Source organism: Nonomuraea sp. NPDC048892 (assembly GCF_040649735.1).
Classification (GTDB): Bacteria; Actinomycetota; Actinomycetes; order Streptosporangiales; family Streptosporangiaceae; genus Nonomuraea; species Nonomuraea maheshkhaliensis.
In genome coordinates, this window is sequence record NZ_JBEZFZ010000005.1 from 359,863 (window position 1) to 373,214 (window position 13,352).

13 protein-coding genes are annotated in these 13,352 nt (G+C 71.3%); 6 read left to right on the top strand and 7 right to left on the bottom strand.

Annotated features, from left to right (window positions below; genetic code table 11):
• Nucleotides 1–19: 19 nt before the first annotated feature.
• Entirely contained in the window at nt 20–2,365 is a 2,346-nt protein-coding gene (locus AB0C28_RS19000; RefSeq protein WP_358076026.1) for a hypothetical protein, read from the top strand.
• 137 nt (nt 2,366–2,502) lie between these two features.
• Here AB0C28_RS19000 and AB0C28_RS19005 read toward each other — a convergent pair whose 3' ends face one another.
• The 4 genes from AB0C28_RS19005 to AB0C28_RS19020 are packed head-to-tail and all read right to left on the bottom strand — an operon-like array spanning nt 2,503 to nt 4,504.
• Nucleotides 2,503–2,808 carry a YbaB/EbfC family nucleoid-associated protein gene (locus AB0C28_RS19005; RefSeq protein ID WP_358076029.1) on the bottom strand — a complete coding sequence of 102 codons (306 nt, stop codon included), beginning with the start codon at nt 2,806–2,808 and terminating at the stop codon, nt 2,503–2,505.
• 39 nt (nt 2,809–2,847) lie between these two features.
• Nucleotides 2,848–3,234 (bottom strand): YbaB/EbfC family nucleoid-associated protein, encoded by a 387-nt coding sequence (locus tag AB0C28_RS19010; protein ID WP_357847519.1) that lies wholly within the window; start codon nt 3,232–3,234, stop codon nt 2,848–2,850.
• Nucleotides 3,231–4,070 carry a hypothetical protein gene (locus AB0C28_RS19015; RefSeq protein ID WP_346115016.1) on the bottom strand — a complete coding sequence of 280 codons (840 nt, stop codon included), beginning with the start codon at nt 4,068–4,070 and terminating at the stop codon, nt 3,231–3,233. The genes AB0C28_RS19010 and AB0C28_RS19015 overlap by 4 nt, the downstream gene beginning before the upstream one ends.
• Nucleotides 4,070–4,504 carry a hypothetical protein gene (locus AB0C28_RS19020; protein WP_357847516.1) on the bottom strand — a complete coding sequence of 145 codons (435 nt, stop codon included), beginning with the start codon at nt 4,502–4,504 and terminating at the stop codon, nt 4,070–4,072. The genes AB0C28_RS19015 and AB0C28_RS19020 overlap by 1 nt, the downstream gene beginning before the upstream one ends.
• A 55-nt stretch (nt 4,505–4,559) precedes the next feature.
• On the opposite strand from AB0C28_RS19020, the gene AB0C28_RS19025 reads away from it, so the two are divergent.
• Nucleotides 4,560–4,757, top strand: coding sequence for a hypothetical protein (locus tag AB0C28_RS19025; protein WP_358076032.1), 198 nt, complete (start codon nt 4,560–4,562; stop codon nt 4,755–4,757).
• Between the two features lie 100 nt (nt 4,758–4,857).
• On the opposite strand, the gene AB0C28_RS19030 is transcribed toward AB0C28_RS19025, so the two are convergent.
• The 3 genes from AB0C28_RS19030 to eccCa are packed head-to-tail and all read right to left on the bottom strand — an operon-like array spanning nt 4,858 to nt 10,317.
• On the bottom strand, nt 4,858–5,979 hold the full coding sequence (locus AB0C28_RS19030) for a WXG100 family type VII secretion target (RefSeq protein ID WP_358076035.1): 1,122 nt from the start codon (nt 5,977–5,979) through the stop codon (nt 4,858–4,860).
• A complete protein-coding gene (locus AB0C28_RS19035) occupies nt 5,976–6,284 on the bottom strand; it encodes a hypothetical protein (RefSeq protein WP_358076038.1) in 309 nt (102 codons plus the stop codon). Before AB0C28_RS19035 ends, AB0C28_RS19030 begins: the two co-directional genes overlap by 4 nt.
• A 52-nt stretch (nt 6,285–6,336) precedes the next feature.
• Entirely contained in the window at nt 6,337–10,317 is a 3,981-nt protein-coding gene (gene eccCa / locus AB0C28_RS19040) for a type VII secretion protein EccCa (protein WP_358076041.1), read from the bottom strand.
• A gap of 146 nt (nt 10,318–10,463) precedes the next feature.
• Here eccCa and eccD point away from each other — a divergent pair, with 146 nt between their 5' ends.
• The 4 genes from eccD to AB0C28_RS19060 all read left to right on the top strand — a co-directional run bounded on the left by eccD (nt 10,464) and on the right by AB0C28_RS19060 (nt 13,286).
• Nucleotides 10,464–11,924 (top strand): type VII secretion integral membrane protein EccD, encoded by a 1,461-nt coding sequence (gene eccD / locus AB0C28_RS19045; protein ID WP_357847501.1) that lies wholly within the window; start codon nt 10,464–10,466, stop codon nt 11,922–11,924.
• 7 nt (nt 11,925–11,931) lie between these two features.
• The gene (locus AB0C28_RS19050; protein ID WP_358076044.1) at nt 11,932–12,375 is read left to right on the top strand and encodes a YbaB/EbfC family DNA-binding protein; all 444 of its coding nucleotides are present in this window, start codon (nt 11,932–11,934) and stop codon (nt 12,373–12,375) included.
• A gap of 243 nt (nt 12,376–12,618) precedes the next feature.
• The gene (locus tag AB0C28_RS19055; protein WP_357847494.1) at nt 12,619–12,957 is read left to right on the top strand and encodes a WXG100 family type VII secretion target; all 339 of its coding nucleotides are present in this window, start codon (nt 12,619–12,621) and stop codon (nt 12,955–12,957) included.
• 20 nt (nt 12,958–12,977) lie between these two features.
• Nucleotides 12,978–13,286 carry a WXG100 family type VII secretion target gene (locus AB0C28_RS19060; RefSeq protein WP_146178084.1) on the top strand — a complete coding sequence of 103 codons (309 nt, stop codon included), beginning with the start codon at nt 12,978–12,980 and terminating at the stop codon, nt 13,284–13,286.
• The last annotated feature ends 66 nt before the right edge of the window (nt 13,287–13,352 follow it).

Genomic DNA, 13,352 nt, shown 5'->3' on the forward strand with positions numbered 1-13,352 from the left:
ATTGACTGGAGGGACGGAAATGCACCCCTTGCGGCCGGGCGATCCCGAGAAGCTGGGCGCGTACGAGCTCTTAGGACGCCTGGCCGACGGCCCGCGTGGCGTGGGCTTCCTCGGCAAGGAGTCCGACGCCAAGGAGAACGACGACGCGCCGCTCCGGGTGATCAAACTGCTCCCGCCCGCCCCGAGTCTCGGCGGCGGCGACGACATCGTCCGGCTCTCCGGAACGCAACGCGTGTCGAGCTCGTACGTCGCCAGGGTCCTGGACGCGGGCCGGCACGGCGACCAGCTCTACGTGGTACGCGAGCACATCCAGGGCCACAGCCTGGCCGACGTCGTGACCCACGACGGCCCCCTCGACACCGACACCCTCGAACGCGTGTCCGTGGGCGTGCTGACCGCCCTGACCGCGGTGCACCTGGCCGGCATCACGCATCGCGGGCTGACCCCGCACAACGTCATCATGGGCCCCGACGGGCCCCGCGTGACCGACATCGACCTCGGCGAGCCGATCGGCGAGATGAGCTACCGCGCTCCCGAGCAGATCAAGGGCCTGGGCTACGGCCCGTACGCCGACGTCTTCTCCTGGGCCGCCATCATGGTGTTCGCCGCGACGGGGAAGCCGCCGTTCGGCCCCGACGAGGAGTCGGTGCTGACCGGCGAGCCCGAGGTGGGCGAGGTCGGCGTGCTGGCCGAGCCGCTGCGCCAGGTGGCGCTGTCGGCCCTGGCCAAGGACGTGGGCTCGCGCCCCACCACGTACGTGGCGCTCCTGCGCGTGCTCGGCGACAAGCGGGGCGTCACCGGCGGCCCGAAGGCCCCGCCGCTCCAGCCCGGCATCGCCGCCGCTCCCGGAACCCCGGCCGCCGCTCCCGATGCTCAGGGGATCGCGGGCGCTCCCGGCCCGCAGGGCCCCTTCGGCGCCCCCGGCCCGCTCGGCGCTCCTGGTATGCCGGCGCCCGGTGCCTTCAACCCGGCCGGCGGTCCTCCTCCCGGCGCGTTCCACCAGCCCGGAGCTCCCGGCGCCGCTGACGCGCCGATCGAAGGCGTTCCAGTGCCGAGCCTGCCTCCCATGGCCGGGCAGCCCATGCCGGGCCAGCCCCCGATGGGCGGGCCGCAGGGGCCGCCGCCGCAGCAGCCTTGGGGGCCGCCGGTCGTGCCGCAGGGCCAGCTGCAGGGCCAGCTGGAGGGCCCAGGGGCGATGGCCGGCGTGCCGATCGCGCCCGCGGGCCACGGCGCCGAGCCGCCGCCCGAGCAGCAGCGCCCGACGGCGGTCCTGGGCCAGACGGTGCCCTCCCGCCCGCCGCGCAGGTTCCCGCTGGGCCTGGCCGCCGCGGTCGGCGCGCTCGCGCTGCTGTCAGGAGTGGGACTGTGGGGCGCGGGACAGTACGCGTCCACGCACCGCTTCGAGGTGGTCGCGGCGGCGAACCCGTCGCCCGTGGGCACCGTGGAGGCCGGCGGCAAGGGCGGCGAGGCCCCTCAGTCGGCCGACCAGGGTGAGGGCCAGGGCCCGGGCCAGCCCCAGGCTCAGACGCAGCCCGACCCCGGGCAGCCCCAGGGCGAGGTGACCGTGCCGTGGGGCGTGACGCAGAGCGCCGACCCCGGCAATGACGTCGGCCCGATGGTGCTGCCGAACGACTGGACCTCCCAGACGCCCGCGACGCCCGAGCTCAGCACGGTGCCGACGCCGCTGCCCATCACCACCACCCGGCCCGTCGCGCCGCCGCGGGTGACCGTCCAGCCGCCGGTGGCCCAGCCCACGGTGACCGTGACGGCGAGCACCCCGTCCACGCCGACGCCCTCGAACGAGATCCCGCCCCAGACGACCGACACCCCGACGCCCACCCCGTCGGAGTCCGGGACTCCGGTGCCGACCGTCACCGTGACGATCACGCCCACCCCGACCGTGACCGAGACCGCGACGCCGGTCCCGACCTCCACGGCCACCGCGGCGCCGACCCTCACGTGGCTCCCCACGACGCCCGCCACGACCAAGCCGAAGCCGACGGCGACGCGGACCGCGCCGCGCCCCTCGCTCACCGCGAGGCCGGCTCGCAACCCGCACACGCCGTCCTCGGTCTGCGGGGCCGGGTTCGTCGTGAAGGGCGCGCAGGAGTTCCAGGGCGGCCAGGTCGTCCTGCTCGCCCACCCGTCGAGCGGTGAGGCCTGCGTGGTCACGATGAAGCGCGAGGACGTGGGCCAGAAGGCCAACATGAGCGCTGCGATCTCGGTGCAGAACGGCGGCGGCAAGAGGGACAACGGTTCGTACGAGTACTACGCCGGACCGGTCAAGCTGCCCGCCAAGGGCAAGTGCGTCCGGTACTCCGGCAGCGTCGGCACCGCCGGCACCAGCGGCTCGGCCTGCCTCTGACCCTTACGCGGCACGTGAAAACCCCCTCCGGGCAGGTCTCGGAGGGGGTTTTCCGCGTCAGAGGGGCTCAGCGGGCGTCAGAGGGTCACCGGCCGTTCGTGACCACGTTCAGGGACGCGGACTGCTCATGACCACGTTCAGGGACGCGAGCCGTTCATCAGCTCGTCCCTGGCGGCCGTGGCGGCCTGCTCGGCCATGATGACGGCCGCGGTGATCTCGTCGGCCAGGCGGCGCGCGTCCAGGCGCTTGCGGCTCAGCGGGTGGATGTCCAGCGCGACCAGCGTGCCGAGCGCGTCGGTCCTGGCCACGATGCGGCCCTCGTCGGCGCGCCCGACGAACTGGCGCGCGCTCCACTCGGCCGCCCGCTCCTCGGCCCGCCTGGCGGACGCCACGACGGCGTCCAGCCGCTCCATCAGCTCCCGCATCTCCCGCGTCCCGGGCATTCCAGGAATTCCAGGCATTCCAGGCATAAAAGACATGGCTCATCCCTCCCGCAGCACGCGCTCGATGTGGGGCGCGAGTGGATCGCCGCCGGGCATGGACGGGTTCCGGCCGCCCAGCCCCTCGGTCAGCTCCGTCAGCCGCTCGCCCATGGCGCCCTTGGCCGCGCCGATGGCCTGCTTGACGGCCTCGGCCAGCTCGACGTGGTCGAGGTCGCGCAGCCCGCGCGCGTCGATGCTCAGGCCGAGCAGGCCGCCGGTGCCCGAGACGCGGGCGCGGACGACCTTTCGGGCGTCGGTGCCCTCCATGCGTTCGCGGGCCAGCTCGTCCAGCGCGCCGCCGAGCGCGGCGGTCCAGGCGGTGACCTCGCGGACGAGGCCGGCCAGGTCGCCCTCCCTGCCCTGGAGGAACGCCTCGATCTCGGTCATGACTCCTCCATCGGGACCCAGCGGTCCTGGTGCTGGATCTGGGGCGAGATGTTGAGCTCGCGCGCGCCCTGCTCGGGCTTGCCGGAGTTGTAGAAGGCGCCCAGCAGGTCGTTGAGCCGCAGCTCCAGCTTGTTCAGCTCGCCTTCGTTGGTGACGTAGATGTCGGCGAACTGCTTGAGCAGGTTGCCGAGCGCGCCGGCCCAGATGCCGAGATAGCTCAGCAGGGCCGCCCGGCCGACGGGGTGCGCGCTCATGCCGGCCAGCGCCCTGAAGACGGGCGCGGAGCCTGCGTACAGGCCGAGCACCGACAGGTCGTACTCGGCGACCTCCTTGAACTGCGTCTGCATCGCGCCGCTCATGTCGTCGCTGACCTTGCCGAGCTGGCTGAACAGGCCGTTGACGTTGAACCTGACGTACTGCTGGAGCATCTCCGCCGCGTCGCCCTTCCAGTTGGGGGCGATGTCGTCGAAGTAGCCGCGCCACATGTTCGACCGGTTGCCCTCCAGCGAGCCGCTCATCTCCTTCCAGGTGTCGCGCCTGCTGGAGAAGAGGAACGGGTTGCCGACGTTGAGCGTGGCCGCCACGTCCAGGGCGAGCGCGGCCACGCCGAGCCCGGACAGCACCATCGCCTGGCGGGTGGGCTGGCGGGCGATGTTCAGCTGCCCGATCAGCCGGCGGTAGAAGCCGGGGTCGGGGCGGGCGCCGGCCGGAGTCACCTGGACGGTCCGCGCGATGTTGCCGCTGCGGTTGGCGATGTGGAGCTGCTGCGTGCCCGCGGGAGGAGTGTTCTGGCCGGGTACGACGAGCTTCGGCGGCTGGTTGGAGGGGGTCGACATCAGGATCCTCCACCCGGCCGCTCGGCGTTGCGGTAGTTGTCGGCCGCCATGGCGATCTTGCCGCTGTCGGTCTGGAGGACGTTGCGCAGGATGCCGGCGCTGTCCTTCCAGGAGTCGGAGATGCGATTGAAGCGGTTGACGAACATGAGCCCGACGAGGGGCACGCCGGCGAGGGGAGCCAGGTCCATGCCCTCGAAGCGGGGCGTGTACTCCTTGACCTCGTTCACGCCCTGCGCGGCGCCGCTGATGGAGCCGGCGAACTTGTCGATGGAGCCGGCGTTCGCCTCGTAACCGCCCTTCTTGCCGTCGCCCTTCTGCTCCGGCTTCGGGGCGGGCTTGGACGGGGCGGGGGAGGCGCTGGGCCGCAGCGTCGGCGGCAGGCACGCCGGTGGCGGGCACTTCGGCGTGTGCGGGCACGGGCTGACGACGGTCACGGTCGGCGCGGGCGACTGTGACGGCGCCGGCGACTGCGACGGCCCTGGCGACTGCGTGGGCGTCGGGGTCGGGTCCGGCGTCTGGCTCGGGGTCTGGCTGGGTGTGGGGCTCGGCGTCTGGCTCGGCGTGGGGCTCGCCGTCGGCGTGGGCGTCGGGCTGGACGACGGCGGGGGCGAGGAGGGCCCTCCGGCCGGCGTGTCCGGCGAGACGCCGGCCGTCGGAGACGCGCTGGGAGACGGGGTCGACACGTGATCAACGTAGCACCGGAAGTAACACGAAAAATCGGTATAAGCCCAGGTTAGAGGCCCATTAAGCTACGTTTCACGCACTTGTCATTCGCCGTTCTCCTGGCTCAGTACGGCTTGTATCCGCCGCCGCTCTCCAGCGACCTGATCCCCGGATGGCCGGCCAGGTTCCCGTACCGGCTGTAGGTGTAGAGCACCCCGGCGATGATGTTGTCCACCGGCTCCCGGATCTTGTCGTACCCGGGCAGATGGTGCGTCTTGAACGTCGGCGGGATGGTCTGCATCAACCCCTGGGACGGCACGCCGTTCCGGGCGTTGATGTCCGTGAGGTTGATGGCGTCGGGCCTGCCGCCCGACTCGTGAAAGATGATCGTCCAGATGCGCTGGATGTCCTGGGGATCGTTCGGGTCCAGGTCGCTCACGTTCAGGCCGCGCTGCCGCATGATCGCGGCCATCTCCGGCGAGCGGATGACGGTGAGCGCCTGCTTGATCCACTCGACGACCTGGGGCTTGGGCGCGGGGGCACTGCCGTACGACGACGGCGCCCCGACGCCGCCACCCGCGCCGCCTCCGTCGCCGCCGAGCGTGCCGCCGGGCCCGCCGGGGTCGCCTGTCGAGGCGAACTTGGTGGTCGGGTGGTAACTGCCGATCTTGCGCCAGTCGACCTTCTTCTCACCGGGGTCGAAGTCGGCGCCACCGGCCGCGCGGATGCCCTTGAAGAAGCCGAACCCGTCGCCGAGCTGCCCGTCGAGGGCCTCCTTGGCCGTGGTGAGCGCCTTCTGTGCCCTGGTCACCTGTTTGCCGGCCTCGGTCACGGGGTCGGCGTCGAACTGGCCGCGCACGTGCGCGTCGATCTGCTCCTGCGTGGTGTCGGAGTGCTTGCCCTGGTAGGCGCTCTCGGCGCTCTGCGCGGTCCTGTGCAGCCCGTCGATGGTGTTGTAGGCGCTTTCGAGCGTGGACGCGGCCGTGTCCAGCGCCTTGGCGCAGGAGTCGAGGGCGCCGTCCAACTGGCTGCCCGCCTTCGGGTAGGCCGCCATGTAGCCGGCGAAGGCCGTCGCGGAGTCGCCCTGCCAGGCCTTGCCCACCTCGGCGACGTACTTGGGCAGCCGGTTCGTCGAGGTGGAGGCATGGTCGCCCGCCGTGCGCAGGCCGGCCGCGATGGCGCGGATGGCCGCCGGGTCGCCGTGGACCTTCTCCCTGAGCGCGGCGAGCTGCGAGGCGACGCTCATGCGCCGGAGGCTCCCGCGGCGCCGCGGAAGTTCGCGGCGACCTTGCCGAGCGCCTCCTCGACGCCCTGCATCCGGCTGCGCCCCCAGCCGTACTCCTCCTTGACCGAGCCCCAGACCTCGTCGATCTTCTTGGCCAGGGCGCCCGCGCCGTCGAGCGAGCCGAAGATCTCGGCGCTGGTCGCGCCCTTCGGGGCCTTGCTCTTGCTGCCCGTGAACGCGTCCTCGAAGTCGAGCATGTTCCTGACCTTGTACGCCTCCTGGCGGCACTCCTCGATCGCCTGGACGTGCACATCGACAAAGCTCATGAAACTCCCTGACTGACCGGGCAAACGCGCGCAACGGAGCATAGTGGACGGCTCACGGCGACTCCAGGTACGCGGTCTGGATCAGCCGGGCCCCGAACCGCCGGTCGGCGTAGAAGCCGCGGCCGACCGGCAGCGGCTGCGGGCGGATGTTGCCGAAGAGCTGGCCCTCTTCCCGGTTGCCCGACATGATCAGCGCCGGGCTGGCCATCTCCTTCATCCGCTGCACGGCCTGGTCGTACATGGCCCGGCTGGCGCCGCCGCTCTGCCGGGCCAGGATGAGGTGCAGGCCGATGTCACGGGCCTGCGGCACCAGGTCGGCCAGCGGGGCGAGGGGGTTGTTGGACGTGGCCACCAGGTCGTAGTCGTCCACCACGATGTAGAGGTCGGCGCCCTGCCACCAGCTGCGCGCCCGCAGCTGCTCCGGTGTGAGGTCGGCCGGCGGCAGGCGCTTGAGCAGCGCCGAGCGGGCGTCCTGGATCAGCTCGGTGGCCGCGGTGCTGGAGGCCGCGTAGCCGATGCGGTGGTCGGTCACCGCCGTGTCGAGCAGCGACCGCCGGTAGTCGATCACGATCATCATGGCCTCGCGGGCCGTGTTCCTGGCGACCACGCCCTCCATGATCAGCTTGATCACGTTGGACTTGCCGCACTCGGTGTCGCCGAACACGATGAAGTGCGGGTCGGTGTCGAAGTCGAGCGCCACCGGCGACAGCGTGTCCTCGTCGATGCCGATCGCGATCCGGCCCCGTCCCGTCTGCTCAGGGCCCGGCAGAGCGGAGACGGGCAGCAGCGAGGGCAGCAGCCGCACGGGCGGGGCGGCGGGGCCCTGCCACGACTGCCGTACGGCCTCCACCAGGGAGCGGGTGGCGTCGGCCACGTCGCCGGCCCCCGTCTTGCCGTCCACACGCGGCAGCGCGGCGAGGAAGTGGAAGCCGTCCCTGGTCAGGCCGCGCCCCGGCACGCCTTCCGGCACGGCCAGCTGCGCCTTCCTGTTGACCTCCGACTCGTACGAGTCGCCCAGCTTGAACTCGATCCTGGTGCCGAACAGGTCCCTGATCCCGGACCTGAACTCCGACCACTTGTTGGTCGAGGCCACCACGTGGATGCCGTACCCGAGGCCGCGCGCCGCCAGGTCGGTGATCACCGTCTCCAGGCTCTCGTACTCCTGCCTGATCGTCAGCCACCCGTCCACGACCAGGAACACGTCACCCCAGCCGTCGCTCTGGATGCTGCCGTCGGCGGCCATGCGCCGGTAAGTGGCGATCGAGTCGATGCCGTGCGCGGCGAAGCTCTGCTCCCGCTGCCGCAGCAGCGCGCTCACCTCGGCCACGGTCCTGCGGACCCGATCGGTGTCGAGCCGGGTGGCCACGCCGCCCACGTGCGGCAGGCCGTCCAGCGCGGCCAGGCCGCCGCCGCCGAAGTCGAGGCAGTAGAACTGCACCTCACGCGGCGTGTGGGTGAGCGCCATGCTGGTGACGATCGTGCGCAGGGCGTTGCTCTTGCCGCTCTGCGGCCCGCCCGCCACGCCGATGTGGCCCGCCGCTCCCGACAGATCCAGCCAGTACGGGTCCCGCCGCTGCTCGAACGGCTTGTCGATGATCCCGATGACGGCGTGCAGCCGCCCGCGCCCGTCCCAGCCAGGAGTGGACAGGCCCAGCTCGGGCGTGGCCGACAGCGGCGGCAGCAGGTGCGCCAGCGTGGGCGGGTCGCCGAGTGGGGGCAGCCAGATGCGGTGCGCGGATGGGCCGTGCCCGGCCAGTCGGCGTACCACGATGTCGAGCAGGCTCTCTTGGCCACCGCGCTCGTCCACCTCGGTGGCGCGGGCCTCCTTGGGCTGCTGCTTGACCATGGGCACAGGAACGTAGCTGGGGCCGTACTCGACGACCTGGCGCAGGATGGTGCCGCCGTCGTCGATGCTGGGGCGGCGGGACTCGGACTGGTAGGCGCCCGACACGTACGCGGCCTTGAACCGGGTCATGCCGGTGGTCTCGAACTTCAGGTAGCCGTTGCCCGGCGCGGACGGCAGCTCGTACGCGTCCGCCACCCCCAGCACCACCCGGCTCTCCATGGCCGAGAACGTGCGCAGGCCGATCCGGTAGGACAGGTGGGTGTCGAGACCGCGCAGCCGCCCCTCCTCCAGGCGCTGGGAGGCCAGCAGCAGGTGCACGCCGAGCGAGCGGCCGAGCCGTCCGATCATCACGAACAGGTCGATGAACTCCGGCTTGGCCGACAGCAGCTCGCTGAACTCGTCCAGCACCACGAACAACGTCGGCATGGGGGAGAGCTCGGCGCCCTGCTCCCTGGCCCGCTCGTAGTCGCGCAGCGAGGCGTAGTTGCCCGCGGCGCGCAACTGCTCCTGGCGGCGCACCATCTCGCCGTGCAGGGCGTCGTACATGCGGTCGACCAGCGGGAGCTCGTCCTCCAGGTTGGTGATGACGGCCGAGACGTGGGAGAGCGAGTCGAGGCCGAGGAAGGTCGCGCCACCCTTGAAGTCGACCAGGACGAAGTTGAGGATCTCCGACGAGTGCGTCAGGGCGAGGCCCAGCACCAGCGTGCGCAGCAGCTCGCTCTTGCCGGAGCCGGTGGCTCCGATCACCAGCCCGTGCGGCCCCATGCCGCCCTGCGCGGACTCCTTGATGTCCAGCTCCACGAGGCGCCCGTCGGCGCCGATCCCGATCGGCACCCGCAGCCGGTTACGCCCGGCGCGGGGCCGCCAGACGACCGCGGGGTCCACGTGGGCGGGGTCGCCGACGCCGAGCAGGTCGGTCAGCGTGGTGTTGACCGCCAGCACGTCCTCGGCCTCGCCGCCGGTGGCCGCCGAGGCCCGCAGCGGGGCGAGCTGCCTGGCCATGCCCTCCGCGCGCATGTAGTCGAGCCCGTCGGGATCGCCGAAGCGGGTCTTGTGCTCCTTGCCCGCGTGGTCGATCTTCACCATGTGGAAGCCGTCCGGCCGGACGTCCAGCCGCAGCGTGCTGTTCTCCTCCACGTCGGGGGTGGAGCCGGACAGGTCGATCACGGTCACGCCCTGGATGGCGTCCGCGCCGAGCTGGGAGTCCTGCGACACGTAGCCGCCGTCCACGATCAGCACGTGGTACGGCAGCACGTCGGCGGCCGCGCCCGGGCGGAACCGGGCGCGTTCCTTGAGCTCGTCGCCGACCAGCCGGTCCAGCTCGCTCAGATTGTCGGTCATCAGCCGCACCTGGCCGGCCGCGTCGGTCTCCTCCGGGTGCAGCGCGTGCGGGAGCCACTTGATCCACTCCCAGTGCGGCATCCACTCGGCGTTGGCGCACACCATGATCCGCATGTCGTCCGGCGAGTGGAACACGGTCAGCTGCGCCACCATCGCCCGCACCAGGTCGCGCATCGCCGTCGGGTCGCCGGTCAGCCTGATCCGCGCGAACGAGCCGAGCGCCACCGCCACGGGCAGCTTGGCCACCGTCGAGTGCGCCCTGATGAAGCGGCGCAGCGCGCCGGCCGACAGCGCGTCCAGGTCCTCCACGGGCTTGGAGTCCGGGGGGATGATCTGGATGGCCAGTTTCTGCACGCCGGTGCCGAGCCGTACGGTGGCGAAGTCCTCGTCGCGGGGGCGGCGCTCCCACAGGCGCTGGCTCATCGCCACCCACCACAGGCCGTCCGGCTCGGGGTTGCTCCACTCCAGCGCCTCGCGCTGCTGCTTGGCCGCCCGCCTGGCCCGCTTGCGCACCTGGTCCAGGTAGCGGAAGTAGTCGCGGCGGGCGCCGTTCAGCTTGTACTTGCGCTCTCCCGACTGGCGGCCGACCTGGCCCAGCGTCATGCCGACCATGGACAGCGCGAACAGGCCGCTGGAGACGTACATGATCGGGTTGGAGTTGCCGAACGAGGTGAACATCAGGGCCATCGCCGCCGCGCCCGCCAGCATGGGCAGGTACGTCAGCACGAGGACGAAGCCCTGCCCCTGGATCTCGGGGATCTCGGGAGGGGATTCGAGCAGGATCTCGCCCCGCGGCGGCTTGGGGCCGGGGCGGCGCTCGGGGCGACGGACGACGACGATGCTCATCGAGACGTTCTTACCAGAAGAGACCAGATATGTTCTTCGTTGTCCCTTAGCGTTGCTGTGGACGGAGTTAAGAGTTGGGTCACATCGTTCAGGGACCTCCGCCCGGGCGGCCCCCGATGCCGGGACCTCCCCACGGTCCGCCCCCCATGCAGGCGCCACCGCAGGTCTACAACGGGCGGATGGGTCCCCCGCCGCCGCAGGGCCCCTTCCAGCAGGGCGCCCTGCCGCAGGTGCCCATGCCGCTCCCGACCCAGTGCCACGTGACCGTCGTCGGCCCGCGGCGCAAGGCCGACCTGGCGCTGCCCGCCGACATCCCCCTCCCGAACGTGCTGCCCAGCCTGCTGCGCGCGCTGGGCGAGGTGGGCGGCGACGCCGCGGCGGCTCCGGGATGGACGCTGCAGCGGCTCGGCGGAGCCCCGCTCGACCTGGGGCAGAGCCTCAGCACCCTGGGCGTGCTCGACGGCGAGATCCTCTATCTCAGGCCGCGTGAGGCCGTCCTGCCGCCCGCCCTGTACGACGACGTGGCCGACGTGGTCGCCACCGGCGTGCGTGGCGGACGCGGCGTGTGGTCGCCCAAGCACACCAGGATCGTCGGCGCGAGCGGCGCCATGGGCCTGCTGATGCTGGGCTCGGTCGGGCTGGCCGTGTCGGGCATGCCGGGACTGACCGTCACGATCGTGGCCGGGCTGCTGGCGCTGCTGCTCATCGTCACCGGCACGCTGCTGTCGCGCGCGGTCGGCGACTCGATGGCCGGCGCGCTGATCGGGCACGCGGCGCTGCCCTACGGGTTCGTGGCCGGCCTGTTCGCGCCCGGGACGGCGGCCGGCTTCGGGGCCCCGCACATGCTGGCCGCGCTGGCCTGCACGGCGCTGGTGGCGGCCGTCAGCGGGGCGCTGATCTCCGACGGCGTGCCCGGCTTCCTCGGCACGGCCGGCGTCGCCACGGTCGGCGGCATCTGCGCCGCGGTGGTCATGGTGTGGGCGGTGCCCCCTGCCGGGGTCGCGGCGCTGGCCATGGCGCTGCTGCTGGCCTTCAGCCCGCTGGTGCCCACGCTGTCGTTCAAGCTGGCCAAGGTGCCGCTGCCGGCGATGCCGACCACGGCCGAGGAGCTGCGCGGCGACAACCAGCGGCTCGACGCCCCCGTGATCCAGGAGCGCACCCGGGTCGCGCAGGGCTACGCCACGGGCATGATCGCCACCCTCGCGCTGTCGGCCCTGGCCACGCAGACGCTGCTGGTGCTGAACGACGACTGGGTGTCGGACGTCATGACGGTGTCGCTGTCGCTCACGCTGATCATGCGGGCCCGGGTCTTCCGCGGGCTGGGGCAGCGGCTCTGGCTCATCGGCACGGGCCTGGCCGGGTTCGCCATGCTCGCCCTGTCGCTGGTGGGCGAGGGCGGGATCGTGGGGTCGCTGGCCGTGGCGATCGGGGTGCTGTGGCTGTCGCTGATGACCGTGGGCGTCGGCGTCTGGCTGGCGACGGGCAAGCCGTCGCCGTTCTGGGGCCGCGCCGGCGACATCCTGGACGTGGCCTTGATCGTCCAGCTCTTCCCGCTCGCCCTGGGAGTGCTGGAGCTTTATACCTGGGTGCGCGGACTGTCGGGATAGGAGTGGCATGAACGAGTTCGGAGACTTCGCGAACATCGACGTCGACAAACTGCTCAGGGAGATGGACCGGGAGGTCGGCCGCCTCGACGACTTCCAGCGCGACATCGGAAAGTGCGTCGGCCGGGCCGAGGACGAGAACGGCTTCGTCACCATCGAGTACGGCAGCGACGGCGTACGAGAGCTTGAGCTGCACCCGAAGGCGATGCGGCTGTCCTCGGGCGAGCTGGCCGAGCTGATCAAGGACGTGCTCCACGAGGCGACCCAGGACTTCCAGGACCGGATGTACTCGCTGGCCAACGACGCCTTCGGCGAGGCGGACAACCCGCTGCGGCAGATGAAGGACCCCGACGCCGCGCTCGCCAAGATCAAGCAGGCCGAGGCCGTCTACGACCGCGCGTTCGAGGACGTGATGAAGGAGTTCGACAAGATCCGCCGCCGGATGAACCTCTGACGCGGCCCCTAACGTGACGCGGCAACTGTGCCGGCGGCCGAAATGTCAGAGTTGACAGGGGCCTTCGACCTGCGGATTTGTCCGATAGTCACCATGTCGCGACAGATCCGTAATCTGAGGTTGCTGGGAAAAATGGGGTCAATGGTGGCTACGATGCCATTTGATGTTGTTCGCGGGGGGTAGTCGGTTTCCTTGCGGGACCGCCCGCCCTAGCAGACGAAGCCATCTCGACTTGGAGGTCCAGTGGCACTGTACGGGGCAAGCCCGACTCAGCTGACGAACGCGGCAGGCTACTGCGAGGAGACCGCGCAGTACATCGAGGGCATGAGGCAGCGGGTGCAGGCGATCAAGACCCAGCTGGTCACGCAGGGGTGGAAGGGCGGGGCTTCCCAGAAGTTCAGCGGCGCGCTCGACCAGTGGGACCTGGAGTTCAAGGCCGTCATCAAGAGCCTTGAGGACATCTACGACCGCCTGAACATCGGCGCCGGGGTCTACAAGAACGCCGCCGACGAGAACATGGACCTGGCCGGCCGCGCCACCAGCGCCGGCGCCGGTCGCGTCGACTCCCTCATCAACCGCTGACCTGGACGGAGCACAACGCCATGGGTATGCCCGCAGAGGACTACACGTTCGTCCGGTTCGGCTCGATGGACGAGGCCTACGAGGACCTCAAGAAAGTCATCACCGAGCTCGACCGGGTCACCGACCAGCTCTACGCCGACATCAAGAAGGAGCTCGGGCCGAGCTGGCAGGGTGACGCCCAGCAGTACTTCGACAAGAAGCGCGAAGAGTGGAACACCCACGAGAAGGCCATGGGTGAGCAGCTCTTCCAGGCGGCCTCCTCGGTCAACATCGCCAACGGCAATTACCAGGCCGCTGAGCGCCGCAACATCAGCATCTGGTCGGACTGACCCGACACCTTTCCACCCTCTCGGCCATCGCCGCGGCGCGATGGCCGAGAGCACTGTTGCCGGGGG